The sequence below is a fragment of the Actinacidiphila glaucinigra genome (genome assembly GCF_035918135.1).
GTDB classification, from domain to species: Bacteria; Actinomycetota; Actinomycetes; order Streptomycetales; family Streptomycetaceae; genus Actinacidiphila; species Actinacidiphila glaucinigra.
Genome location: NZ_CP109144.1, coordinates 8,359,825 through 8,384,348, shown reverse-complemented (window position 1 = coordinate 8,384,348; position 24,524 = coordinate 8,359,825). Strand labels below are relative to the sequence as shown.

23 protein-coding genes are annotated in these 24,524 nt (G+C 74.8%); 18 read left to right on the top strand and 5 right to left on the bottom strand.

Features of this window, described 5'->3' with window-relative positions; translation table 11 throughout:
* Window positions 1-56 precede the first annotated feature (56 nt).
* Genes OIE69_RS38065 through OIE69_RS38055 form a run of 3 tightly spaced genes read left to right on the top strand, consistent with a single transcriptional unit; the run spans window position 57 to window position 1,155 of the window.
* Window positions 57-479, top strand: coding sequence for a phage holin family protein (locus tag OIE69_RS38065; protein WP_326579530.1), 423 nt, complete (start codon window positions 57-59; stop codon window positions 477-479).
* On the top strand, window positions 476-892 hold the full coding sequence (locus OIE69_RS38060; RefSeq protein WP_326579528.1) for a DUF3618 domain-containing protein: 417 nt from the start codon (window positions 476-478) through the stop codon (window positions 890-892). Before OIE69_RS38065 ends, OIE69_RS38060 begins: the two co-directional genes overlap by 4 nt.
* The gene (locus tag OIE69_RS38055; RefSeq protein ID WP_326579526.1) at window positions 889-1,155 is read left to right on the top strand and encodes a DUF4235 domain-containing protein; all 267 of its coding nucleotides are present in this window, start codon (window positions 889-891) and stop codon (window positions 1,153-1,155) included. The genes OIE69_RS38060 and OIE69_RS38055 overlap by 4 nt, the downstream gene beginning before the upstream one ends.
* A gap of 21 nt (window positions 1,156-1,176) precedes the next feature.
* Here the strand turns inward: OIE69_RS38055 and OIE69_RS38050 are convergent, their stop codons facing one another.
* Window positions 1,177-1,797, bottom strand: coding sequence for an SMI1/KNR4 family protein (locus OIE69_RS38050; RefSeq protein WP_326579524.1), 621 nt, complete (start codon window positions 1,795-1,797; stop codon window positions 1,177-1,179).
* A gap of 140 nt (window positions 1,798-1,937) precedes the next feature.
* On the opposite strand from OIE69_RS38050, the gene OIE69_RS38045 reads away from it, so the two are divergent.
* The 11 genes from OIE69_RS38045 to OIE69_RS37995 all read left to right on the top strand — a co-directional run bounded on the left by OIE69_RS38045 (window position 1,938) and on the right by OIE69_RS37995 (window position 12,977).
* Window positions 1,938-2,669, top strand: a complete 732-nt coding sequence (locus tag OIE69_RS38045; RefSeq protein ID WP_326579522.1) for a hypothetical protein — start codon at window positions 1,938-1,940, stop codon at window positions 2,667-2,669.
* A gap of 525 nt (window positions 2,670-3,194) precedes the next feature.
* The gene (locus tag OIE69_RS38040) at window positions 3,195-3,908 is read left to right on the top strand and encodes an STAS domain-containing protein (protein WP_326579520.1); all 714 of its coding nucleotides are present in this window, start codon (window positions 3,195-3,197) and stop codon (window positions 3,906-3,908) included.
* Window positions 3,909-4,032: 124 nt separating this feature from the next.
* Complete coding sequence (locus OIE69_RS38035; protein WP_326579519.1) at window positions 4,033-4,251, top strand: DUF5133 domain-containing protein; 219 nt, start codon at window positions 4,033-4,035, stop codon at window positions 4,249-4,251.
* A gap of 45 nt (window positions 4,252-4,296) precedes the next feature.
* A complete protein-coding gene (locus OIE69_RS38030) occupies window positions 4,297-5,388 on the top strand; it encodes a glutamate--cysteine ligase (RefSeq protein WP_326579518.1) in 1,092 nt (363 codons plus the stop codon).
* 158 nt (window positions 5,389-5,546) lie between these two features.
* A complete protein-coding gene (locus tag OIE69_RS38025) occupies window positions 5,547-6,254 on the top strand; it encodes a cupin domain-containing protein (protein ID WP_326579517.1) in 708 nt (235 codons plus the stop codon).
* Window positions 6,251-7,255: a hypothetical protein gene (locus OIE69_RS38020; protein WP_326579516.1), complete on the top strand. Its 1,005-nt coding sequence runs from the start codon at window positions 6,251-6,253 to the stop codon at window positions 7,253-7,255. Before OIE69_RS38025 ends, OIE69_RS38020 begins: the two co-directional genes overlap by 4 nt.
* Window positions 7,252-8,337: a hypothetical protein gene (locus OIE69_RS38015; protein WP_326579515.1), complete on the top strand. Its 1,086-nt coding sequence runs from the start codon at window positions 7,252-7,254 to the stop codon at window positions 8,335-8,337. The genes OIE69_RS38020 and OIE69_RS38015 overlap by 4 nt, the downstream gene beginning before the upstream one ends.
* Window position 8,338: 1 nt before the next feature.
* Window positions 8,339-9,259: a hypothetical protein gene (locus tag OIE69_RS38010; protein WP_326579513.1), complete on the top strand. Its 921-nt coding sequence runs from the start codon at window positions 8,339-8,341 to the stop codon at window positions 9,257-9,259.
* On the top strand, window positions 9,256-9,765 hold the full coding sequence (locus OIE69_RS38005; protein WP_326579510.1) for a hypothetical protein: 510 nt from the start codon (window positions 9,256-9,258) through the stop codon (window positions 9,763-9,765). Before OIE69_RS38010 ends, OIE69_RS38005 begins: the two co-directional genes overlap by 4 nt.
* A 73-nt stretch (window positions 9,766-9,838) precedes the next feature.
* Window positions 9,839-11,596 carry an asparagine synthetase B family protein gene (locus OIE69_RS38000; protein WP_326579508.1) on the top strand — a complete coding sequence of 586 codons (1,758 nt, stop codon included), beginning with the start codon at window positions 9,839-9,841 and terminating at the stop codon, window positions 11,594-11,596.
* A gap of 28 nt (window positions 11,597-11,624) precedes the next feature.
* A complete protein-coding gene (locus OIE69_RS37995) occupies window positions 11,625-12,977 on the top strand; it encodes an aldehyde dehydrogenase family protein (RefSeq protein ID WP_326579505.1) in 1,353 nt (450 codons plus the stop codon).
* Window positions 12,978-12,997: 20 nt separating this feature from the next.
* Here the strand turns inward: OIE69_RS37995 and exaC are convergent, their stop codons facing one another.
* Window positions 12,998-14,521: an acetaldehyde dehydrogenase ExaC gene (gene exaC / locus OIE69_RS37990; protein WP_326579503.1), complete on the bottom strand. Its 1,524-nt coding sequence runs from the start codon at window positions 14,519-14,521 to the stop codon at window positions 12,998-13,000.
* 173 nt (window positions 14,522-14,694) lie between these two features.
* Between exaC and OIE69_RS37985 the strand changes: the two genes are divergently transcribed.
* Window positions 14,695-15,981 carry a GAF domain-containing protein gene (locus OIE69_RS37985; protein ID WP_326579501.1) on the top strand — a complete coding sequence of 429 codons (1,287 nt, stop codon included), beginning with the start codon at window positions 14,695-14,697 and terminating at the stop codon, window positions 15,979-15,981.
* A 100-nt stretch (window positions 15,982-16,081) separates the two neighbouring features.
* Window positions 16,082-17,134: a sulfite oxidase gene (locus tag OIE69_RS37980; protein WP_326581531.1), complete on the top strand. Its 1,053-nt coding sequence runs from the start codon at window positions 16,082-16,084 to the stop codon at window positions 17,132-17,134.
* Between the two features lie 18 nt (window positions 17,135-17,152).
* On the opposite strand, the gene OIE69_RS37975 is transcribed toward OIE69_RS37980, so the two are convergent.
* Complete coding sequence (locus OIE69_RS37975) at window positions 17,153-18,280, bottom strand: hypothetical protein (protein ID WP_326579499.1); 1,128 nt, start codon at window positions 18,278-18,280, stop codon at window positions 17,153-17,155.
* 217 nt (window positions 18,281-18,497) lie between these two features.
* Here OIE69_RS37975 and OIE69_RS37970 point away from each other — a divergent pair, with 217 nt between their 5' ends.
* Window positions 18,498-19,136: a helix-turn-helix domain-containing protein gene (locus OIE69_RS37970; RefSeq protein ID WP_326579497.1), complete on the top strand. Its 639-nt coding sequence runs from the start codon at window positions 18,498-18,500 to the stop codon at window positions 19,134-19,136.
* Window positions 19,137-19,255: 119 nt separating this feature from the next.
* Here OIE69_RS37970 and OIE69_RS37965 read toward each other — a convergent pair whose 3' ends face one another.
* Entirely contained in the window at window positions 19,256-20,002 is a 747-nt protein-coding gene (locus OIE69_RS37965; protein ID WP_326579495.1) for a GNAT family N-acetyltransferase, read from the bottom strand.
* A gap of 199 nt (window positions 20,003-20,201) precedes the next feature.
* On the opposite strand from OIE69_RS37965, the gene OIE69_RS37960 reads away from it, so the two are divergent.
* Entirely contained in the window at window positions 20,202-21,971 is a 1,770-nt protein-coding gene (locus OIE69_RS37960) for an MOSC and FAD-binding oxidoreductase domain-containing protein (protein WP_326579493.1), read from the top strand.
* Between the two features lie 3 nt (window positions 21,972-21,974).
* Here OIE69_RS37960 and OIE69_RS37955 read toward each other — a convergent pair whose 3' ends face one another.
* The gene (locus OIE69_RS37955; RefSeq protein ID WP_326579492.1) at window positions 21,975-24,509 is read right to left on the bottom strand and encodes a right-handed parallel beta-helix repeat-containing protein; all 2,535 of its coding nucleotides are present in this window, start codon (window positions 24,507-24,509) and stop codon (window positions 21,975-21,977) included.
* Window positions 24,510-24,524 lie beyond the last annotated feature (15 nt).

Sequence of the window (24,524 nt, the reverse complement as noted above, 5' to 3'; positions counted from 1 at the left end):
GGGGGTGGGGCGCACGGAGGACGGGACGCGGAGCAGACGGAGGCAGGTGAGGGCCCGTGAGCGCGACCGGGCACCGCGACGGCGGTGACGAACGGGTGGGCGAGCTGGTGTCCCGCGCGTCGGAGCAGTTGTCGCAGTTGGTGCGCGAGGAACTGCGTTTGGCCCAGGCCGAGATGACGCGCAAGGGCCGGCGCTGCGGCCTGGGAGGCGGCCTGGGAGGCGGCCTGTTCGGCGGGGCGGGGCTGTTCGCGGTCCTGGCGCTGCAGGTGCTCGCCGTCACCGCCGTCGCGGCTTTGGCGCTCGCGCCGCCGGTGTGGGCGGCGGCGCTGGTCGTCACGGGGCTCCTGGCCCTGGTCGCCGCGGTTCCGGCCGCGGCGGGGCGCGGGCAGTTCGGGCGGGCGGCCCCGCCCGTGCCGCGGGCCGCCGTCGACAGCGTCAAGGCCGACATCGCGGAACTCGAGGAAAGGGCACACCGATGACGAGCGAGAAGTCACCCACGACCGACGAACTGCGGGAGCGCGTCGAGGCGACGCGCGAGGAGCTGGCCCGTACCGTCGCGGCGCTGACGGCGAAGACCGACGTCAAGGGCCGGCTGATGGACCGGGCGGGCCGGGCCGGCGCCAAGGCGCACGGGGCGGCGTCCCGGATCGGCGAGCTGGTCCGGGAGAAGACCCCGGAACCCGCCCGCGACAAGGCCGTGAAGGCGGCCGGACGGATGCGGCTGCGGGCCGTGCACGCGGCTCGGCCGGCCCGCGCGAAGGCACCGGCGGTATGGGCGGGAGCCGGGCGGAGCGCGCGGGCCGCCCGGGCCCACCGCGCGCCGCTGCTGGGCGCCGGCGCCGCCATGGGGTTGTTGCTGCTGGTGCGCCGCGCCAGGAGGAGGCGCGGGTGAAGGCGTCCACAATCGTCTACAAACCCGCGGGCATGACCCTGGGCGCGGTCTCCGGGCTGATCGCCGGCGCGTTGTTCAAGCGGGCCTGGAGGACCCTCGGCCACGAACAGGACGCGCCCGGAGCCACCGACGAGGACAGCTCCTGGGCCGAGGTACTGACCGCGGCGGCGCTGCAGGGCGCGATCTTCGCCTTCGTGAAGGCGGCGGTCGACCGTGGGGGTGCGACCGCCACCAGGCGTCTGACCGGTGCGCGGCCCGGTTGAGGCCCACGTCGTGGTCGAGGCTCACCTCGCGCGGGCGCTCTCCCGCAGCCAGGCGTCGTACCAGGTGGCGAAGGTGAGCGGGGTGCCGTCGGGCCCGGTGGCCGGGCGCAGGTCGAGGTCGTCGACCCTTTCGTCGTCCCAGATCTGACCGGCCGCCGGGCCCGACACGACCAGCCACTGCCGCTGCGCGCAGCCCAGATGACACAGGCAGACGGCACCGACGGTGCGGTCGTCGTCCCACAGCAGGGGTGCCCAGCGCTCGTCCCAGGCCTCGAAGGCGGCGTCGAACTCCTCGACGTCCTCGAAGTCCTCCTCCTCCGGGCAGTCGGCCGCCATCGCGGCGAGTTCGGCGGCGGTCGCCCGGGTCGTGGGGAACGGTTCCGCCAGCCGTCCCAGGTCCGTGAGGTCCGCGCCGTCGCCGTGCCACGCCCAACGGCCGTCCTCACCGCGCCTGACCGGGAACACCCCGTACGCCGGGCCGGCTCCGCCGGCGCCCACCAGGAGCAGGAACCGCCGGTACTCCTCCGGCAGGCGCACGCCGATCTGGTCCTCCAGTTCGGCCAGTTCGCCGGGCGTGAGCGGCTTCTCCAGCCCCGTCACCCGTTCCCGCAGACCGGCCCATTCCTCGCTCGCTCCGCTCATGGGGCGGACGATACTGCACGGGTCCGTTGTCAGTGCCGGCGCCTACTGTGAGGGGTGTCCCGATCCGTATGGCTTCTCGGAACCGGACTGGAGCGCCGGCCCTGTGGCGGGGCCGGCCTCCTCCCAGAACAGGAGGCACGATGACCGCCGTGACGGACAGCGCCGCGCTGCCGCCCGCCCTCATACCGGGCTACGACGGCGGCCCCTTCGGCCATCTGCCCGGCCGCCTCGACGACCATCTGTTCTGGGTGGGGCACCTGCACAACTGCGCGCAGGAGGAGGAAGCGGAGGAACTGCTGCTCGGCGCCGACGAAGCAGAGGCCATGCGGTTGCACAACCTGCTGCTGAGCGGTGCGGAATGGCCCGTGTTCAGCGTGCCGCTCGCCGGGGGCCGGCGTTTCCACGTGGTCTACCGCGCCTTCGAGGAGGACGAGGGCGTCGACTACCTGCTGCAGGATCCCGGCTGGGAGTCCGCGGAACTCCTCGCGGCAGACGATGGACACTTCACCGGCCCCGGTCTGTCCTGGGAGGAACTGGTCGCGGTCGCGGACAACGGCCTGCCCGGCGGCAGCACCGACGATCCGCACGCCCGCCTGTTGCTCCTGCTGCCCGCCTTCGGCGACGACGCCGTCCCCGCCGACGCGGAAGGCCGGGTGGCGGCGGCCCTCCGCGCCCGCACCCGGGTCGGTGAGCCCGAGCGGCTCGCAGCGGCCATGCTGGAGGAGCAGGGGCCGTGCGGTCCCGTGCGCTGGACCGCGGCCCCGGGCGGGTACCGGACCAACGACGGCCGGTACTCCTTCCGGAACCCGGCGGGCGCGTACGCCCGGGACGCCGGCCGGCTCGAGAGGATCGCCCGGGCCCTGGCGCCCTGAGTCCCTCCCCCAGGCCGTGTCGTCACATGCCCTCCCCCAGCCTTCGGCCGGGGGTGCCCCCACTCGGCGGCGCTCCCCCAGTTCCGCTGGGAGGTGCCCCCAGGCACGGCGCTCCCCCAGCCTTCGGCCAGGGGGAGTTGTCGAATCGTCCGAGTAGCCCACCACGAGGACGACTCTCCGCCTTGCGATGCACCGCACCTGGGGGCATCTCCCAGCGGTAGCTGGGGGAGCTCATGTGACGACACGGCCTAGCCCTGAGCGCGGGCACCCGCACCACGCGGTCGAGCGGTGCGGGCCGGGCAACCGCCGACCGAAAGGCGTAGCCGCCGCGACGCGAGGGCGGACCCTACCGCCGCACCGGGCGCCAACCTGCCCTCCAGCACATATCATGCGAATGTCACCCCTTTGCCCGGAAATGTTCATGCGGGCCTCCGGGTGTCGTTCATGTCTTCCGATCACTCCACGCCGAGGTGGCGCACGCATCGGCACACATTCGGCGCGCAGCGAAAGTGCAGGAGGTACGGCATGTCGGACCGGTCTCCCGATCTGCGGGTGCACTCCGTTCCCGCGGGACCCGAACTCGCCGGGGAGCACGAGTCCCATACGCGCCTGACCATCCTGCTCAGTCCGCACGGCACCACGCGCACCGAGGCCGTGCTGATCGGCGAGCTCGACGCGGGGACCGCGCCGGAGTTGCGCCGCGCCCTCTTCGCCGCCCTGGAGGCGGGGGACGGCCTCGACCTGGACCTGCGCGACATCACCGGCTGCGACCGCGCGGGGCTGAACGCCCTGCTGGAGCTGCGCAACCGCGCCATGGCCGCGCACCGGACACTGAACGTGACCGCCGCGAGCGACACCGTCCTGCGGCTGCTCGACCTCACCGGCCACCGCGGGGCGCTCACCCCGTCCCGCCCGTCGGCGCACCGGCTCGGCGCGGACGTCCGGCGGCTGTACACGGCGGTGTGCCTGGCCCTGCTGGACGCGGGCCTGCCGCTGGCCCAGCACCGCGGCGGCGAGGACCGTCCCGTCGTGGAGGCGGGGCCCCGGGGCGTGGTCGTGCGCTGGGACACCCTGCTCGGCGCCGGCGCGGCGGCGGGCCCTCCGGCCGGGGCGACCCGCCGCCCGCTCCACAAGGCGGTGCTGGACGCACTGGCCCTCGCGGGGTTCCGCACGGTGGAGGACAGCACGGCGACTCGCGAGATCATCGTCACCGCCCTGCCGGAGCGGGCCCGCCGCTGATCCCCCGCCGCACTTCCCCCGGGTGCTCGGCTGCGTGCTCCCCCTGCGTGCCCGGACGAAGTCGGGGTAGGCGGCAGCCAGGTATGCGGCTTGATCCCAAGACACCGCCCCGCAGGAGGACGACGTGCTGCTGGCCCACCCCGCCGTGCTGGACGACCTGGTCGACCGTTACGAGACGCTGAGCCTGCTCGACCCCGAGGACCCCGAGGTACGGCGCCGGACGGCGGACGTCTCGTACACGCTGTGCGTGGCGACCGGCACCCGGGACGTCGACGCCGCGCTGATCGCGGCCCGGCTGCGGCTGCCGGGGGCCCGGCCGGAGGACGACTCGGTGCTCGCCTGACGGCACGTCCGCATCCGCCGTCGCGGCGGACGGGAAGGAGACCCATTGCGCACGGTGGGTGTGGAGGAGGAGCTCCTGCTGCTGGACGCGGAGTCCGGGGAGCCGCGGGCGCTGTCGACGGCGGTGCTGGCGTCGGCGCGGCGCGACCGCAGCGCGTCCGGCGAGGTGTTCGAGGCGGAACTGCAGAGGGAGCAGCTGGAGTTCGCGACCCGGCCGCAGGTGCGGATGGAGGATCTGGCGGCGGAGGTCGTGCGGTGGCGTGCGGAGGCGGCCCGGCACGCGGAGGAGTCCGGTGGCGCGGTCGCGGCGCTGGCGACCTCGCCGCTGCCGGTGAGCCCGTCGCTGAGCACCGGGGAGCGGTACGCCTGGCTGCGTGAACGCTACGGGCTGACCGCGCAGGAGACGCTGACCTGCGGCTGCCACGTCCATGTGTCGGTGGAGTCCGACGAGGAGGGCGTCGCGGTCCTGGACCGGATCCGGGGTTGGCTGCCGGTGCTGCTGGCGCTCAGCGGCAACTCGCCGTTCTGGCAGGGCCGGGACAGCGGCTATGCGAGCTACCGCAGCCGGGTGTGGGGCAGGTGGCCGTCGGCCGGGCCGGTGGAGCCGTTCGGTTCCGCGGCCGGGTACCACGAGCAGGTCCGGGCCATGATCGCCACGGGGGCGCTGCGCGACGCCGGGATGGTCTACTTCGACGCCCGCCTCTCGCACACCTACCCCACCGTCGAGGTCCGGGTCGCCGACGTGTGCCTGGACGCGTCCGGCACCGCGCTGCTGGCGACGCTGGTACGGGCGCTGGTGGAGACAGCGGCCCGCGCCTGGCGAGCCGGTGGGCCGCCGTCCCCGCACGGCGTGGCCCTGCTGCGGCTGGCGGCCTGGCGGGCGGCTCGCGAGGGTGTCGACGGCCGCCTGATCCACCCGGTGTCCATGGAACCCGCCCCGGCCGAGGCCGTGGTCCGCGCCCTGTTCGACCACGTACGCGACGCCCTGGAGGACAACGGCGACCTGATCCCCGCGCAGGACGCCCTCGCCGGACTCCTCAAGACCGGCAACGGCGCCCGCGTCCAGCGCGACCTGCTCCGCCGCACCGGAAGCCTCCGCGAGGTCGCGGCGGCCTGCGTCCGCCGCACCCACGCCTGACGGGCGCGATCGCCCCGTCACCCGGCGCGCGTTCACCCGCCGTTCGGCCGCGCGTCGGCACGCGGGCCCGCACGCGACCTCGTCAGGTTCCCGATCAGCGGCTTACCATACGCATGCGTACGGAGCGGCACTTGGGGGAGGCGCGCTTGTCTCGCAGCATGCGTGGAGTCGGGCCGGAACTGCCGCGCGGTGTGCGGCTGTACCGGCTGGGACCGGACGGCTCGGTGGTCCTCGCCGATCGTGACGGCACCCGGGACCTGCGGCCCGGACCCGACCTCTTGCGGTTCATCGACGACGGACAGTTCGCCCACTACCTCGTGGGGGACGCCGCCACCTCTCCCGACCGTCCCTCCAACGCCACCGTCAAACTCGGCATCGTCGGCCCGCGCAGCGCCTTCACCCCGCACGCGCACGGCGGGGAGCACTTCGTCCTCAGCCTCGGCCACGGGGCCTGCGGGCTGTACGACGCCGAACGCGGCCGGGTCACCGACGTCCCGCTCGTCCCCGGCGAGTTGATCCGGATCCCGGAGATGGTGCCGCACTCCTTCGCCAACCGGGGCACCGACCCGCTGCCCCTGCTCGCCGCCAACACCGGCTACGGCATCGACCACGAGGACTACGCGATCACCGCCGGCGAGGCGGAGCGCAGGGCGGACGGGGCCCCGCAGGCCGGCACTCCGCGGGCCGCCGCCTCGCCCGGCAGGGGGACGGACACCCTCGCCCGTACCGACTACCTCGCGCTCGCCGCCGCGCTGCGCGACATCGAGCGCGTCCAGCGGGTACGGGGGCCGGGTGTCACCACCGTGCGGGAGCGGCTGGCCGCGCGGCTGCGCCGGCTCGCGTGGGGACTGGAGGGCCGCCGGTGATCTGCCCGCACTGCGAGAAGTCGCTGCTGCGCAAGGAGCGGCCCGGCAACGTCTGCGGCAAGTGCGGCCGCCGGTACGCCCTGGACCCCAAGACCAATGCGATGGGCCTGCACGACCTCCGGGTCCGCCGGATCGTCCTGCGCCTCACCCAGGACGGGCAGGTCCCCTGTACCCCCGGGCAGTTGTGGTACGCCCTGTCGCGCACGTCGCTGCGGAACACCCGGGTCGAGACGGGCTGCGCCGCCGTACTCGCCATCGCGGGTGTCGTGGCCGGGCTCCTCGGGCTGGGCCAGGGCTCCGTGGCCTTCGCTGCCCTCGGCGGGGTGGCACTGCTCGCGGCGAGCAGCTTCGTGGTCGCGAAGGTGAAGGGCGTGGGCCGGGGCCGGCCGCGGCTCGCCCGGGACGCCTTCCGGGCCGGTCCGCTGGAGGAGTGGAAGAGGGTCTACGGCTCGCTGCCCGCGGGCGTCGTCGACGACAGCGGCTATCCCCGGCCGCCCTCCCCGGCGGACGGCGTCGTGCTGGTCTGCCCCGACCGCTCCGTCGCCGTCTTCCTCGACGCCGCGGGGCTGACCGCCCGTCACGGGCTGACGCTCACCGCCGGCCCGGCCGCGCCCGGCCGGGGCCCCGTCCTGGTCCTCCACGACGCCGACGCCGACGGGCTGCTCCTCCCCCACCGTGTGCGCACGGCGCTGCCCGGTCGCCGGGTCGTGGACATCGGCCTGCCGCTCGGTTCCGTGCACGGCCGCGACCGCGCGGTGCCGGTACGGGGTGGCAGACCGGGCGCGGACGTCATGAAGGCCCTGGAGACCACCGGGGAGTTCAGCGGTGAGCAGCTGACGTGGCTGGCCGGGGGGTGGGGGTTCCCGCTGGTCGGGGTGCCGCCCGCCAGGCTCCTGGCCGCCGTCTCCCGGGCCGTGGAGAGGGCCGGGGCCCAGGCCGCTCCGCAGGGTCGGCGGGCCGCCGCCCTCGGCTTCATGACCTGGCCCGAGGAGGGCCCGTGATCTGCCCCAACTGCCGGGCGACGCTGCTCCGCAAGGAGCGGCCCGACAGCGTCTGCGGCAAGTGCGGGCGCCCCTTCGCCCTCGATCCCAAGGTGCACGGCAGGGGCATGCACGACACACGCATCCGCCGCGTCGTCGACAAGGCCACCGACGGGGGCCGCCGGAACGTCACCGTCACCCAGCTCTGGTACCTGGCGCGGACCGGGAACCCCAGACGGGGGCCCGGCCCGGACACCAGCCTGTCCTCGCGGGCCGCCCACTCCATCGGGGCGACGCTCCTCGTCGCACTGGTGCTGCTCGGCTTCGTCGTGCACGGCCGGTCCTTCGCGGTGCTCCTCCTGAGCGTGGGCACGGCGGTGTCCGCCCTCGTGTACGGGGCCGCGCTCAGCACGCGGAACGCGCCCGTTCCCCGCGCGCATGCCCATGTGCTCCCCACGCAGGCGAGTTTCCGGTCGATGATCTGCAAGCGATGGGTACAGGTGTACGGAAGCCTGCCGCCGGGGATCGTCGACGACCGGGAGGGCCGGCAGCCACCCCCGTACAAGCCCCGGCCGGGAACCGTGGAGCTGCTCTGCCCGGACCCGGCCGTCCGTGTCTTCCTGGCCGCCAACGACCTTCCGGCTCGTCTGGACCTGGCCCTGGCCGCCGGCCTCGGGGAGTTCTCCGGGGACGGGCCCGTGGTCGTGCTCCACGACGCGGGCGTACGCGGCCTCCAGATGGTCGCCGACGTCCGCGCGCACCGGCCGCCGCGGGTGGTCGTGGACGCGGGGCTGCCGCTGCGTGCCGTCGTCGGCAACGAGAAGGCCGTGCTGCTCCACGAGGATCCGCCCGAGAGCCTGCGGGAGGAACAGCCGGAGTGGCTGCGGCGGCTGGCGCGGGAGGCGCCGGACCACGCCGAATGGCTGCTGCAGGGGTGGTTCAGCCCGCTCGCCGCCGTTCCGCCCGCCGTACTGGAGTCCGCGGTCGAGCGGGCCGTACGGGAGGCCCGCGCCGCTCCCGCCCCGGAGCTGCGGGAGGCCGCCGCTGCCGGCTTCATGAGCTGGCTGCACTCTCCGGAACCAGCGGTGGAGGACGGGAGCTGACATGCCGCGTTCCACGAATCCCGTCGGCCGGCTGCTGCTGGAGCGGGCGATCGGCGTCGCCGGACGGCGCGCCGCGTCCCCCGGGGGCCTGCGCTTCACCGAGCGGCAGCTGTACTACGAGACCTGTCGCGTGCTGCGCCCCACACCCGCACCGCTGCGGCGCATCGCGCGCACCCCGGCCCCACCGCTGCGGCTGTCCCGGTTCACGGAAGCGCTGCGCGGCAGGGAGCCCGCCGGGCTCCTCGCCGCTCCCCCGGCCGTTGGCACGACGCTCGGCGGGCCGGTCCGGGAACCCGACCTCCACGCCTACGGGCTGCCGCGTCTGCTGGTCTGCCAGGACCGCTCCATCGCCCGGATGCTGCTGGCGAACCACGTGCACCTGGAGGCCGCCTGCCCCGTCCTGGACGCCGAGGGCGATCTGCCTCTCGATCCGCGGCTCGTGGCCGCCCTGGAGCGGGCCGGCGACGCCACCGTGCACGTCCTGCACGACGCCAGCCCCTCCGGCATCGCCCTGCCCGGCCGGATCCGTGAGGCCCTCGGTGCGGCGCGGGTCCGGGTGGAACCCCTCGGGCTGGTACCCCGGCATGCCGAGGCGCTTCACCTGGTGTCCGGGCGCGGGCCCCGTCCCGTGCCGCCGCTCGTGCCGCTGCCGCAGGGCCTCAGGCCCCGGGAGGCCCGGTGGCTCGCCGCAGGCCGGTTCGCCGAGGTCGCCGCCGCCGGCCCGGCTGCTGCGCGCCGTGCTGCGGATCGCCCGCGGTCCGCGGCCGCCCCGCCACTCCGTCCGGGGCGAACTGCGGGAGCTGCGCGCCTCCGGGTTCATGACCTGGCCCGACGCATGAACGGAAGCGGAACCCGACCCCGATGCCGACGCGAGGACCGTATGCCCGGACAGCGCCGCAGACCCAAGGACGGAAGAACATGATCCGCCCCCGCGAGATCGGCTACACCGACGCCCTGCTCGCCGACCGCAGCGTCCACCGCACCTACGAGGACGGCCGGCAGGAATGGCGCCGGCGCGGCCCGGACGGGGTGGTGCACTGGCACGACGGCCGCCAGGGCGGCGGGACCGACGAGCTGCTGGGCGACCGGATCGTCAAGCGCGTGCTCGCCGACGGCACCGTGACCTACGGACGGGACATCGGCTACGGCCGCACCCTCTGGGGGCGCGGCGACACCCTGACGGTGAACCGGACGTCCTTCGGCGGCCGGACGGGTGCGGCCCTCGTCGGCCTCGGGGTGGCCGGTCTGGCCGTCACCGCCGCGCAGCTCCCCCCGCTCGGGCTCACGCCGGAGGAGGAAGAGGAACTGCGCCGGCAGGCCCAGAGCTCGTCGGGCGGAGGGGGCGACGACGGCGGCGACGGAGGGGACTGGGACAGCGGCGACTGGGGCGATGACGACGGCGGCTGGAGCGACGACGACTTCGGCTGATCGGCCCCGCCCCCGCGGCGGGGGCCCGGCGGTCGTTTCGGCAGGAGTGACGGCAACAGGAGAGGAATCCCGTATGGCGCGCTTCTGCGTCTGTCTCGCACCGGGGAGCGCGCCCGCCGGCGGCCGACCCGGACCGGCCGACGCCCACCTCGCGGCCATGGGCGCCGCGCCCGTCGCACCGGGGCTCGCCCTCGTACGCGACGAACCCGGGCACGCGCAGGGGCCGTTCGACGCCCACGGCAGGCGCGCCGTCGGCGAGGTCACCCTGCACAACCGCGCCGAGCTCCTCGGCGCCCTCGCCGCCGACGGCGCCCCCGCCCCGCCCGGCACGAGCGACGGCGAACTGCTGCTGCGCTGCTGGGTCCGGCTCGGCGAACGGGGCGTGGCGCTGGCCGAGGGCATGTTCGTGCTCGCCGTCCTCGACGGCGACGACCTCGTCCTGATCCGCGACCACGTCGGCGCGCGCACCCTCTTCTACGCCCGTGCCGCCGGCGCCTGGGCCGCCTCCACCTCCCTGCGGGCCCTGCGCCGCTGGCCCGCGCTGGGCACCCGCATGAACCTTTCCGCCGTACGTTCCTTCCTCACCTTCGCCTATCTGCCGGGCGACGAGACGCTGCTGGAGGGCGTGCGCGAGGTCCTCCCCGGCCGGGTGCTGCGGCTGGCGGCCGACGGGAGCGTGACCGAGACCGTCCACTGGGAACCCCTTGAGCTGCCCGGCGGTTCCGGCGATCCCGTCCTCACCCTGCGCGCCCTCCTCGAGGACGCCACGGCGCGGCGGCTGCCCGAGGCGGAGGCCGTCGGCGTCTTGCTCTCCGGCGGGATCGACAGCTCACTCGTCACCGCGCTCGCCGCGAAGCTGCACAGCCACCCCGTCCACACCTACTCCATCAGCTTCGGCGACGAACTCCCCAACGAATTGGGCTACTCGGGACTGGTCGCCGCCCACTGCCACACCCGCCACCGGGTGCTGACGGTCTCCGGCGCGGCGGTCGCCGGCCGGCTCGCCCGCACCGCCGCCCTGCTCGACAGCCCGGTCGGGGACCCTTTGACGGTGCCGAACCTGCTGCTGGCAGAGGCCGTCGCGGAGGACGGGCTCGGCGTCGTCCTGAACGGCGAGGGCGGCGACCCGGTGTTCGGCGGGCCCAAGAACCTCCCGATGCTCGTACAGGAGATGCACGCCTGCGCCCCGGGGGCGCGCGGGGAGCCCTGGTACGAGGACCGGGCCACCGCCTACCTGCGGTCCTACCGCAAGTGCTGGACGGACCTCCCGGACCTGCTGACCGCCGACGCGCTGTCCGCGCTGGAGTCCGCGCCGGCACCGCAGCGCTTCGTCGAGCCCTACCTGACAGGCCCCGGCCGGATGACGCACCTGCTCAACCAGTTGCTCCACTGCAACCTGCGGACCAAGGGCGCGCACCACATCCTCACCAAGGTCGAGCGGTTGACCGCCTCGCAGGGCGTCGAGGGCCGTGCCCCGCTCTTCGACCGGCACGTGGTGGACCACGCCTTCGCCATCCCGCCCACGCTCAAGTTGCGGGGCACGGCCGAGAAGTGGGTGCTGAAGGAGGCCGTACGGGACCTGCTGCCCGCCACCGTGGTGGACCGGCCCAAGAGCGGTATGAGGGTCCCCGTGCAGCAGTGGCTCACCGGTCCGCTGCGCGAGCTCGGCGGCGACCTGCTGCTGGGCCGGGCCGCCCGGCGGCGCGGGCTGTTCCGGCCCGACACCGTACGGAGCTGGCTGCGCGGCGAGGGTGCGCTGCTTCCCCGGCAGGGCGGCAAGTTGTGGCTGGTGCTCACGCTGGAGCTGTGGCTGCGGGCGTACGACCTGTGAACGGATCCCCGATGGAGGCGACCGCGCTGTGAACACCATCCTCGTCGACCCCCGCACCGGCCGAGTCCGGGGCAGCGCCCCCGTGTCAGGCGAGCCCGAGGTGCGGTCCGCGGTTGCGGCGGCCCGCGCGGCCCTGCCCGGCTGGCGCGGACTCACCCCCAGGGAGCGGTCACGCCGATTGGAACGGCTGGCGGCGCTGGTGGAGGAGCACGCGGACTCCTACGTCGCGCGGGAGGCCGCCGGGACGGGGAAACCGGACTCCGAGACGGCGGGAGAGGTTGAACAGGTCGCGGACCTCTTCCGGTTCTTCGCTTCCGCCGTCCGCGCACAGTCGGCACCGGCCGGCGGGCGGCTGGTCGACGGCCACGAGAGCTGGGTCCGCCGGGAGCCGATCGGCGTCGTCGGTGTCATCGTGCCCTGGAACTATCCGCTGATGATGGCCGCCTGGCGGTGCGCACCCGCCCTGGCCGCGGGGAACACGGTGGTGGTCAAGCCCGCGGAGACCACCCCCGACACCCTGGACCTCCTTGCCGAGCACGCCGCCGAGGCACTCGGTCCGGCCGTGCTCACGGCCGTACCGGGTGACCGCCGGACCGGCCGGCTGCTGGTCGGGGCCGACGTCGACATGGTCGCGTTCACCGGCAGCGCGGCCGCGGGGGCCGACGTGTCGGCGGGCGCCGCGGGGCGCCGGGTCAGTCTCGAACTCGGCGGGAACGCCCCTGTCCTGGTGCTGCCGGACGCGCCCGGCGACACCTGGACGCAACTGGCCCGGGCCTGCACCTACAACGCCGGGCAGAGCTGCGCGGCGCCCGCCCGGGTCATCACGTTGCGCGAGAACCACGAGGAGACGGTGGAGCGGCTGGTCGCCGCGATGCGGGAACGCCTCGCTGGACGCGACTTCGGCCCGCTCAACAACCCCGACCAGGCGGCCCGTTACGACGGCATCGTCAAGGCCTCGGCCGCCGGGCGGAACGTCGCCGCCGGCGTCGCCCCACGGCCCGGCGAGGAGAACGGCTTCTGGCGCCCCGCCCGGATCCTGGCCGACCTTCCCGACGACGACCCGGCGGTGGTGGAGGAGGTCTTCGGCCCGCTGCTCACCGTGCAGCGGGCCGAGGACCTGGACGCGGCCGTGGCCCTGGCCGGCGGAGTCCCGCAGGCCCTGGCGGCGTCCGTGTGGACCCGGGACCTGGCCACCGGCCTGGACCTCGCCGGCCGGCTGGACGCCGGCGAGGTCTGGCTCAACTGCCACCTCGTGCAGACCGCCGAACTCCCGCACGGCGGCCGCGGCGCCTCCGGCCACGGCACGGACCTGAGCACGCTGGCGCTGCACGAGTACCAGCGCCCCAAGACCGTCACGGTCCGCCTGCACGACGGCAATTGACGTACCGTACCGGGCGCGGCCTAGAAGAAGCCGAGCTTCTTCGGGGAGTAGGAGACCAGGAGGTTCTTGGTCTGCTGGTAGTGGTCGAGCATCATCTTGTGGTTCTCGCGGCCGATGCCCGACTGCTTGTAGCCGCCGAAGGCGGCGTGTGCCGGATAGGCGTGGTAGCAGTTGGTCCAGACGCGGCCCGCCTGGATCGCGCGACCGGCGCGGTAGGCGGTGCTGCCGTCGCGGGTCCACACACCGGCGCCGAGGCCGTACAGGGTGTCGTTGGCTGTGGCGATGGCGTCGTCGAAGTCGCCGAAGGAGGTGACGGCGACGACCGGGCCGAAGATCTCCTCCTGGAAGACGCGCATGCGGTTGTCGCCCTCGAGGATGGTCGGCCGGACGTAGTAGCCGCCCGCAAGTTCGCCGCCCAGTTCGGCGCGTTCGCCGCCGGTGAGGACCTTGGCGCCCTCCTGCTGGCCGATGTCGAAGTAGGAGAGGATCTTCTCCAGCTGGTCGTTGGAGGCCTGGGCGCCGATCATGGTGGAGATGTCCAGCGGGTGGCCCTGGACGATCTTCTCGGTGCGGGTGACGGCCGCCTCGAGGAAGGCGTTGTAGTGGCCGCCCTGGATCAGCGCGCGGGACGGGCAGGTGCAGACCTCGCCCTGGTTGAGGGCGAACATCGTGAAGCCCTCGAGGGCCTTGTCGTAGAAGTCGTCGTCGGCGCTGGAGACGTCGTCGAAGAAGATGTTGGGGCTCTTGCCGCCCAACTCCAGGGTGACGGGCCTCAGGTTCTGCGAGGCGTACTGCATGATGAGCCGGCCCGTGGTGGTCTCGCCGGTGAAGGCGACCTTGGCGACGCGCGGGCTGGAGGCGAGCGGCTTGCCGGCCTCGACGCCGAAGCCGTTGACGATGTTGACCACGCCGGGCGGCAGCAGGTCGGCGATCAGGCTCATCCAGAAGTGGATTGAGGCCGGGGTCTGTTCGGCCGGCTTGATGACGACGGCGTTGCCCGCGGCGAGGGCCGGGGCGAGCTTCCACGTCGCCATCAGGATCGGGAAGTTCCAGGGGATGATCTGCGCGACGACGCCCAGGGGCTCGTGGAAGTGGTAGGCGACGGTGTCGTCGTCGATCTCGGCGAGGCTGCCCTCTTGGGCGCGGACGGCGCCCGCGAAGTAGCGGAAGTGGTCGATGGCCAGCGGGATGTCGGCGGCGAGGGTCTCCCGGACCGGCTTGCCGTTCTCCCAGCTCTCGGCGACCGCCAGTTCCTCCAGGTGCGCCTCCATGCGGTCCGCGATCTTGTTCAGGATGTTGGCCCGCTCGGTCACCGACGTACGGCCCCACGCCGGCGCGGCCGCGTGGGCGGCGTCGAGGGCCCGGTCGACGTCCTCGGCGGTGCCGCGGGCGACCTCGGTGAAGGTCTCGCCGGTGACCGGGGTCGGGTTCTCGAAGTACTCGCCGCGGGCGGGCGGCACGTACTCGCCGCCGATCCAGTGGTCGTAGCGGGGCTGGTACTTCATGATCGCGTCGTCGGAGCCGGGGTTGGCGTACCGGGTCATGGGGCGGCCTCCCATTGCGAGCCGCCCGCTCCGTCGCGGGCGGCGTTTGGCGCGACCGTAGGACACGCAAGGTTGCAACAGGGTTGCGGCGGAGCGCAGTCGCGGAACTACACTCGGCAGCACCCCACCCGGTGCCGCCGGGCACCGGTCCGTGCCGACTCCCGGGGACGGCCATGACTGTCACGTACGCGGCGTCCTACGCGGCCTGGCCGCCGGGAACCGATCCGGACCTCCTGCGCCGGGACGTGGCGCGCGCCCACGAGGAGTTCCTGACGACGGGTCGCCCCCCGCGGCCGGTGCGCGACGTCGTCCGCGACTCCTGGCAGCGCTCGCTCAGGGGAGGCGTGGACCCGGAGGCCGACGGGCCCCGCTCGCCCGGGCTCGGCGCCGCGGAGCTGCGGGACTACCGGCGGCAGCACCCGATGGCGGCCGTACTGCCCGTGGTGCGCAGCCTGCTCGTCGAACCGGCGCAGGACAGCGACCAGTTGGTGGCGGTCGGCGACGAGCACGCGCGGCTGCTGTGGGTCGAGGGCACACCGGGGCTGGCGGCCCGGGCCGAGCGGATCGGCTTCGTCGAGGGCGCGGAGTGGGCGGAGGACGCGGCCGGCACCAACGCGCCCGGCACCGCGGTCGCGCTCGGGCGGCCCCTGCAGATCTACGCGGGCGAGCACTTCATCCGCCCGGTGCACCCGTGGAGCTGCTCGGCTGCCCCGGTCCGCGACCCGGACACCGGCGCGGTCATCGGCGTCATCGATCTGACGGGCGGGGACCACATCGCGGCGCCGCACGCACTGGCCCTGGTGCGGGCCACCGTTGCGGCGGCGGAGGCCGAGCTACGGCTGCTGCGGCTGCGCGGCGTGCTCCCGGCAGCCTCGGCACCGGGGACCGCGACGGCCCGCCTGGAGGTGCTGGCGCGCGACCGGGCACGGCTGACCTCCCCGTACGGGACGGTGGAACTCAGCCCGCGGCATTCGGAGATCGTCTTCCTGCTGGCCCGGCACCCACGGGGCCTGGGCGCCGACGCGCTCGCGGCGCGGCTGCACGAGCACGAGTCGGCGCGGGTCACCATGCGCGCCGAGATGTCGCGGCTGCGCAGGCTGCTCGGCCCGCAGGTGCTCGGTTCGCGTCCGTACCGGCTGCTGCTGCCGGCCGCCACGGACGCCGACGAGGTCCGCGCCCTCCTCGCGCGCGGCGCGCACCGCCGGGCCCTGGCCCGCTACCCCGGGGCGCTGCTCCCCGGCTCGGACGCCCCGGCCGTCGTCGACGCGCGCGAGGAACTCCACTGTGGGCTGCGCCGTGCCCTGCGCGACCGCGGCGACGCCGGGCTGCTGCTCGACTGGCTGGACCGGCCCGGCAACCACGACGACGTCGAACTGCTGCGGGCGGCGCTGCGCGCGCTGCCCCGCGAGTCGCCGCGGGGTCCCGTGCTGCGGGCACTGCTCGACCGTGCCCGGCGGTGACCTGGCGGGACCCGCCGGGCACACTGGTGAGGTGGATGATCCGAACATCGCGCACGTGAGCGCCGCGTCCCGGCTGGCCGACCCGGCCGAGGGCATCGGCATGGACGAACTGGGCCTGGCGGCCCGCAACCACGCGCTGCCCCTGGAGGCCCTGCGCTACGACGTCACCCCACCCGGCCTGCACTATGTGCTGGTCCACTTCGACATCCCGCCGGCCGACGCCGCGACGTGGCGGCTCACCGTCGGCGGCAAGGTCCGCACCCCGCTGGAACTGTCCGTGGACGACCTGCGCCGCTATCCGGCCGTCACGCACCGGGTCACCATGGAGTGCGCCGGCAACGGCCGGGCCGGACTGACCCCGCGCCCGGTCAGCCAGCCCTGGCTGAACGAGGCGGTCGGCACGGCCGACTGGACGGGTGTGCCGCTGCGCACGCTGCTGCGGGAGGCGGGCGTGGAATCCGAGGCCGTCGAGGCGGTCTTCACCGGCGCCGACCACGGCGTGGAGCGCGGGGTCGAGCAGGACTACCAGCGCTCGCTCACGGTCGCCGACGCCACCGCCGAGGACCCCGAGGTCCTGGTGGCGTACGCCATGAACGGCGCGCCCCTCCCGCCCCAGCACGGCCACCCCGTCCGCCTGGTCGTCCCGGGCTGGTACGGCATGGCGCACGTGAAGTGGCTGCGCGACATCACGCTCACGGACACCCCGTTCACCGGCTTCCAGCAGTCCGTCGCGTACCGCTTCCGGCAGGAGCCCGACGAGCCCGGAGAGCCGGTGACCCGCATCGCGCCGCGCGCGCTCATGGTGCCGCCCGGCTTCCCCGACTTCATGACGCGCACCCGAGTCGTACGGCCGGGACCGCAGCGGCTGGAGGGCCGGGCGTGGTCCGGCCGGGCGCCCGTCGTCGGCGTCGAGACGAGCACGGACGGCGGCCGCACCTGGCACGCGGCCGAACTCGGCGACGAGGGCCACGCCTGGGCCTGGCGGCACTGGCACACGACCTGGGACGCCACACCCGGCCACCACGTGCTCAGCGTCCGCGCCACCGACGCGGAGGGCCACACCCAGCCGCTGGAACAGCCCTGGAACCGCGGCGGCTTCGCCAACAACCTCGTCCAGCGCGTACCGGTGCTGTGCCTGGAAGCCGGCGCCTGAGCTCCGCGCGGCACGGGGTCACCCGTCGAAGACGAGCCAGTCGACGCCGTCGTGGGGCAGGAGGCCCAGGGCACCGCGGTCGGTGGCCCCGGCCCATACGTTGAACCGGTCCTCCCTCCAGCTTTTCGAGACGCTCAGGACGAGTCCCGGGGCCGCGTGGAAACGCTTGGCCGATCCGGGCACGAAGGGCCGGAGGGGAACCGGGCGCAGTTCCCGGGTGAGCGGCTCGACCTCCGCTCCTGTAAGTCCGTGCGCCGTCGCCACGTAGTCGGCGCCCATCGCGGCCTCGTAGAGCGCGAACTGGAGGAGGAAGCCGCTGAGCGGTTCGTTCTCGGCGACCGGCGGTTCGTCGTGGACCCTGTGCCAGACGGTGGGGTCGTCCTCGGGCTCGCCGGGCGTCCACAGCGTGGACCAGTGGAACCCTCCCTGGTTCTCGACGCCGATGACGCGCATGTCGCCGCAGCGGTCGGTCCTACGACGGGGGTCCTCGACGATGCGGTTCTGGGCGCCCAGGACGCCGGGGCGCCGTACGGCCAGCCGGTAGAGCTGCGCGAGCGCGGTGGGCAGGTCGGTGGAGCCGCCCGGTACGAACGGCGGCTTCGCGGCGCCGTCGGTGGTGGCCGGGTACCAGCCCGTGACGAACCGCTCCAGCGCGAGGGCACGGTCGCCGTTCACGTCGTCCAGCCACTCCAGGCCGGGGCGGGCCGCGACGGGGCGCGGCGGGCGGACCCGGTCGAGCAGCGCCCTGTTGAGGGATGTCTGCAGCCGTACTGTGCAGTCGTCGAGTTCGTACACGGTGCCGCCGGGCGGGAGGTGCGAACCGATCACTTCGGCGTGCCCCGTGCCGAGGTGGAGCAGGCCCTCGTCCACGCGGACCATCAGATGGAAACCGGGCGGATCCCAGAGCCGCTCCAGCACCGGAGCCGGCGCGGGGCCGAGCAGCCGGATCTCCCGGGCGTTCCACACACCGCTGCGCCCCGGTACGTCCCCCGCGTCCACGATGATCAGCGTCCCGGCGGAGCCGATGGTCATCGTCGCGCCGCCGACCCGAAGGTCCTCGGCGCCGGAGGTGGCGCCGATCAGCGCCCGTGCCTGCCCGTCGTCGAGCACGTCCCCAAGGGCGGGACCCGGGTTCTCGTCAGCCATGCGCCATGGTCCCGGACGGTCACGGTCGGACCGTGCCCGGGGGGCGGCAGGGCCAGGCACGGGGGCGGGGGGCGAACTAGCGTGGGGCGCATGGACGGCTCGAATGTGATCGGTGACTTCCTGCGGGCCCGGAGGGAACTCGTCCGGCCCGAGGACGTCGGCCTGTGGCGGCGGTGGGCTGCGGCGCGTGCCGGGGCTGCGGCGGGAGGAGGTCGCGATGCTCGCGGGCATCAGCGCGGACTACTACCTCCGGCTGGAGCAGGGGCGGGACCGCAATCCGTCCGTGCAGGTCCTGGAGGCGCTGGCGGGAGTGCTGCGGCTGGACGCCGACGCGACGGCGTACCTGATCGGGCTGGTCGGACCCGGGCCGCGCAGGACCAGGCGCCCGGCGCAGGAGAAGGTGCCGGGGCACGTCCTCCAGCTGCCGGCGCAGTTGCCCATGCCCGCGCTCGTGCAGGGGAGGTACTTCGACGTCCTGGCCGCGAACGCCATGGCACGGGCGCTGTCCCCCAACAACGCGCCGGGGGTCAACCGGCTCCGCGCCGCGTTCCTCGACCCGCAGGAACGGGAGCTGCACCGGGACTGGCAGACCGCCACGGTGAACGCCGTCGCGAGCCTGCGCGCGGTGGCAGGTCCGGATCCCGGCGACCCGCGGCTGGCCGCGCTCGTGCGGGAACTGTCGCTGAAGAGCGCGCGCTTCCGGAAGCTGTGGGCGCGCCACGACGTGCACCGGCGGGAGGGCGCGCTGGCCCGGATACGGCACCCGCAGGTCGGCGACATGGACCTCTACCGGGAGAAGCTGAGCATCGACGGCGCCGAGGGCCAGGTCCTGGTGGTCTACCACGCCGAGCCGTGATCGGAGTCCGCGCGCTCGCCGGCGCTGCTCGGTTCGCCGGCCGCGAGCACCGCCGACGAGGCGGCCCGCCCCGCGGCCCCCGCCCGTGCGGGCGAGGACCGGGAGCGGACCGACCCGGGTTAGGCCAGGCCTCCGGGTGCGCGGACCAGCAGGAACAGGGTGCGGCGGCGGTGGCTGAAGCCGATCGACTCGTAGAGCCGTACCGCGTTGGTGTTGCTCGCGGCCGCGTGCAGCACCGGGGTGTCCCCGCGCTCCTTGATGCCCGCGGCGACGGCGCTCATCAGGCGGGTCGCCAGGCCGCGGCCGCGGTGGTCGGGGTCGGTGCAGACGGCGCTGATCTCCGTCCAGCCGGGCGGCTGGATGCGCTCCCCGGCCATGGCGATCAGCCGGCCGTTCTCCCGGATGCCCAGGTACGTGCCGAGTTCGAGGGTCCTCGGCAGGAAGGGCCCGGGCCGCGTGCGGGAGATCAGGTCCATGACGTCGTCGACGTCGGCGGCACCGAGCCGTACGGCCTCGGGGGCGTGCTCGGCGCGGAGTGCGGTGTCGACCATCTGCACGCCCTCGCCGCCCTCCACGACCTCCCAGCCCTCGGGGATCACCGGGGAGCCGGTGACCAGGGCGGTGCCGCCGGGGCCGAGCAGCTGCGCCAGGTCGTCCCAGGCGGCGGGGTCGGCCGGGTCGGCGAGGCCCGCGAAGAGCGACACGTCGGACCGGTAGCGGGCGGCACGGCCGCGGGCCTCGGCGAAGCGGGCGTGCGGGCCGGTGAGGGCGCCCCACACGGGATTGTCCAGGGCGGGCGCGGCATCGGCCCCGGTGGGCTCGCCGCCGGACTCCGCGGGTTGGGCGTGATCAACGGTGGTGGACATGGGTGGTGCGGGTCTCCGTCCATCGAGGGGCCGGCGCTGTCGGGTGGGTCAACACCGTCGTGCCCGCCCGCAATCCCGGCCGGGGCCGGATTTCTCGCGCCGGGCGGTGGTGGCCCCGGGGCCCCGGCCGGGTTGCGCGGCGCGGTCGGCGTAATAGCGTGGCCGGGAGGCGGGGGTCGCGCTACGAGGGAGTTGGCGCATGGCCACACTGGTCGCCGTCAGCGTCGGCAAGCCCAAGAACGTGCCGTGGCAGGGCCGGACGACGTACACGGGTGTCTGGAAGGACCCGGTGTCGGGTCCGCGCATGGTCCGGCGGCTCAACATCGACGGCGACGGGCAGGGGGACCTCGGCGGGCACGGCGGCGAGCAGCGCGCGGTGCTGGTGTACCAGCTGGACTCGTACCGCCACTGGCAGAGGGAGCTCGGCCGGGACGACTTCGCCTACGGCCAGTTCGGCGAGAACTTCACCGTGGACGGGCTGCCCGACGACGAGGTGTGCATCGGCGACCGGTACCGCATCGGCGGCGCCGTCTTCGAGGTCACGCAGCCGCGGGTGACCTGCTACCGGGTCGGGATGCGCATGGCTGAGCCCCGGATGGCCGCACTGCTGGTCGCCCACCGACGCCCAGGCTTCTACCTCCGGGTGCTGGAGGAGGGCGAGGTCACCGCGGGCGACGAGATCGTCAAGCTCGGGACCGGGCCGGAGGCCATGACCGTCGCCGAGATCGACGCGCTGCTGTACCTGCCCGGGCATCCCCGCGACCAGGTCGAGCGCGCCCTGCGCATCCCCGCGCTGAGTCCGGGGTGGCAGGCGTCGATGCGGACGCTGCTCGACAGCCCGGCGGGGGACGGCGGCACCGCGGGCAACCCCGGGCTGACGGGGGCGGCGGCCCCTCCCCCGGCGTGGCCGGGCTTCCGCCCGCTGCGGGTGGCCCGGGTGCGGGACGAGAGCAGCAGCATCTTCTCGCTGACCCTGGCCGCGCAGGACGGCAGCCCGCTGCCGGCCGGGATGCCGGGTCAGTTCCTCACCGTCCGAATGCGGCCCGACCCCGACGGGCCGCCGCTGATCCGCACCTACTCCTTGTCCGGGCGGCCCGGCGCGGCCGAGTACCGCATCAGCGTCAAGCAGGAGCCGCACGGCGCGGGCAGCGGCTTCCTGCGGCGGCACGTGCGGGAGGGCGACCTGTTGGACGTCGCCGCGCCGCGCGGCACCTTCGTCCTCGGGGAGGGCGACACGCCGGTGGTGCTGCTGTCCGCAGGGGTGGGCGCCACGCCGGTGATGGCGATGCTGTACGCGCTGGCCGACGCCTGCGGCCGGCGCGAGGTGTGGTGGCTGCACGTGGCGCGCGACGGCGAGAGCCATCCGTTCGCCGCGGAGTCCCGGGCCCTGGTGGGGCGGCTGGCCGGTGCGCATGCCTACATCGCGTACAGCAGGCCGCGGGAGGGCGACCGCGCGGGCGCGGACTACACGGGCGCCGGCCGGCTCGACGCGGCCCGCATCGCCGCGCTGGAGCTGCCGCCGGACGCGGACGCCTACGTCTGCGGGCCGCAGGCCTTCATGGACGACATGGCGGAGGCGCTGGCCGCGGGTGGACTGGCCGAGGACCGCATCCACCGGGAGGCCTTCGGCGCGCTGTCCTCGATCAACCCGGGCGTGGTCGGCGAGACGGCCCGCGCCCCGCACCCGCCCGCCGCTCCGCCCGGCGAGCCGACCGGGCCGTCGGTGTCCTTCGCCCGCAGCGGCCTCAGCGTTCCGTGGCACCCGGCGTACGGCACGCTCCTCGAACTCGCCGAGGCGTGCGACGTCCCGACCCGCTGGTCGTGCCGCACCGGGGTCTGCCACACCTGCGAGACCCCGGTCCTGACCGGCGGCGTCGGGTACGCCCCCGAACCCGTCGACGAACCCGCAGCGGGCAACGCCCTCATCTGCTGCTCGCAGCCGCGCACGGACCTGGTGCTCGACCTGTAGACGTCAGCCGCGGACCGCGGGCTGCGGGAGGTCGTGGACCTCCAGGGCCATGAGCTGGTCCGCGGTGGGGTCGTCGAGTTCGGCGACGCGCTGTGCCTGCCGTTCGGTCATCTCCTGGAACATCTGGCGCGCGGAACGGCCGTTGCCGAAGCCCTCCCCGCGCGGGAGGACCTCGAACAGGCGGGTGAGTTCCTCGCGGGCGGTGGGGGTGAGTTCGTACTGGTGCTCCGCGGCCTGGTACTCGACGATCGAGACCAGTTCGTCCGCCGCGTAGTCCTCGAAGAGCAGCGTGCGGCCGAAGCGGGAGGAAAGGCCCGGGTTGGAGCTGATGAAGCGGTCCATGTCGCCGGGGTAGCCGGCCGCGATCACGACGACGTCGTCACGGTGGTCCTCCATCAGCTTGACCAGGGTGGCGACGGCCTCCGTGCCGAAGTCGTTGCCGGCTCCGACGGGGGCGAGGCTGTAGGCCTCGTCGATGAAGAGCACACCGCCCAGAGCGCGGTTGAACGCGGCGGTGGTCTTGGGGCCGGTGTGCCCGACGTACTCGCCGACCAGGGCCGTACGGTCGACCTCCACCAGGTGGCCCTCGCGCAGCAGTCCGAGGGCCTTCAGGAGCCTGCCGTAGAGGCGGGCCACGGTGGTCTTGCCGGTGCCGGGGTTGCCCGCGAAGATCAGGTGCCGGCTGAGCGGAGGGGCGGGCAGTCCGGCCTCCTCGCGGCGGCGGACCGTCTGCATCAGCTTCACCAGCGAGCCGACGTCGTGCTTCACACGGTCGAGGCCGACGAGGGCGTTCAGCTCGCCCAGCAGGTCCTCCAGGCTCTCCTCGGGCACCTCCCGGTCGTCGGTGCCGGCCGCGGGGCGCGTGCCCACGGGCGGCGGTGCGGTGGGAGCACCCGGGGCGGCGGGCACCACCGGGGCGGCCGCGGGTCCCCCGAAGGTCAGCGGGACGCCGTCGGCGGTGCAGTCGTCCAGCTCCGGGGCCGCGCCCTCGTCGGTGCCGAGCGCGTCCGCGCAGTCGCGGATCCGGCAGTGCCGGAAGACGGGGTCCGCGCCCGTGCCCACGTGGAGTGCCGGGAAGCCGGAGCCGGACACCTCGACGGAGGTGAAGGTGCCGGTGGCGCCCTCGGCGAGGAAGACGCCGTTCTTGGCGGGCCGGTCGATGCGCAGGTCCGCGACCGTGGAGCGGGCCCCGGTCCACACGACGACGCCGGAGCCGGCGCAGTCCTCCACCGATCCGCCGCTGACGGTGGCCTCGGCGCCCTTGTCGACGACGACGCCCGCCGCGCCCGCCCCGGTGATCCGGATGCCGGTGAGGACCGCGGTGCCGCCGGTCGTGACCTGCACCCCGATGTCCCTGGTGCCGGTGACCGTGGTGTGCTCGACCCGGCTCTCGGAGGTCGAGCCGACACCTATGCCCGTAGCCACCTCGTCGATGCGGCAGCCGGTGACCGTCGCCACTGCCTGCTCGGCCACGGCGACGCCGGTCATGGCGACATTCCTGATCCCGCAGTCCGCGAGTTCGAGACGGGCCTCGCCCGCCGCGTGGACGCCGTGCTCGGCCCCGTCGCGGACGAGGCAGTCGGTCAGCCGTCCGGTGGCGGTGCCGGACAGGTGGACGGCGCTGAAGGCGCTGCGGTCGATCCGGCAGTCCGCGAGCCGGGCCTGCGCGGCGCCCGTGACCAGCAGCCCGTTGGCCCCGGCGTCGGCGACGGCGCAGCCGTTGGCGTCGAGCACCGCGTTGTCCTGGACCACGACACCGCTGGCCGACGCCCCGCGGATCCGGCAGTCGGTGAGCTCGGCGCGCGCCGTGCCGGTGACGTGCACACCGGCCGCGCCGGGCGACTCGATCCGCAGTTCGCCGGCCGTGGCCTCGGCGGCCTCCTCCAGCAGCAGACCGGCCCGTCCGGTGCCGGTCAGCGTGGAGTCGGCGAGCCGCAGGCGTGAGCTGCCGCGCAGCCGGACGCCCGAGCCGGTCGTACGGTCCAGCCGCAGGCGGACGGCCTCCAGCCGGGCCGTACCCGAGAGCACGACGCCCGTGCCGTCCACGCCGGTGACGCTGGTGTCCTCGGCACGGGCGCGGACCGCCCCGGCCAGGTGCAGGCCGGCCAGCCGGGCGCGCTCGAGGCGGCAGCGCCGCATGATCAGGGCGGTCGTCCCGCTCTCCTCGTCCTCCGGGCCCCGGGCCTGGACCCGGCCGCCCTCGACGGCGCAGTCCTCCAGCACCAGTCCGGCACCGGGCGAGACGGCGATCGCGGGGGCCCCGTCGTCGGCGCCCCACACGGTGACGCCGTGCACGGCGCAGTCCGGCCCGTCGACGGTCAGCGCCGGCCGGTCCCCGGGCGGCGCGGCCAGCACGACGCTCCCCCGGCCGTGCTCGGCGGTGAGCACGACGGCGCGGTCCAGCACCACGGCCTCGGTCCAGGTGCCCGGGGCGATCACCACCACGTCACCGGGGGCGGCGGCGCGCACCGCGTCGGCGATCCGGTGGAAGGCCCCCCGGCCGCCTTGACCTTTCGGGGCCACGGTGTGACGCGTCATGTTCCGGATCCTCTA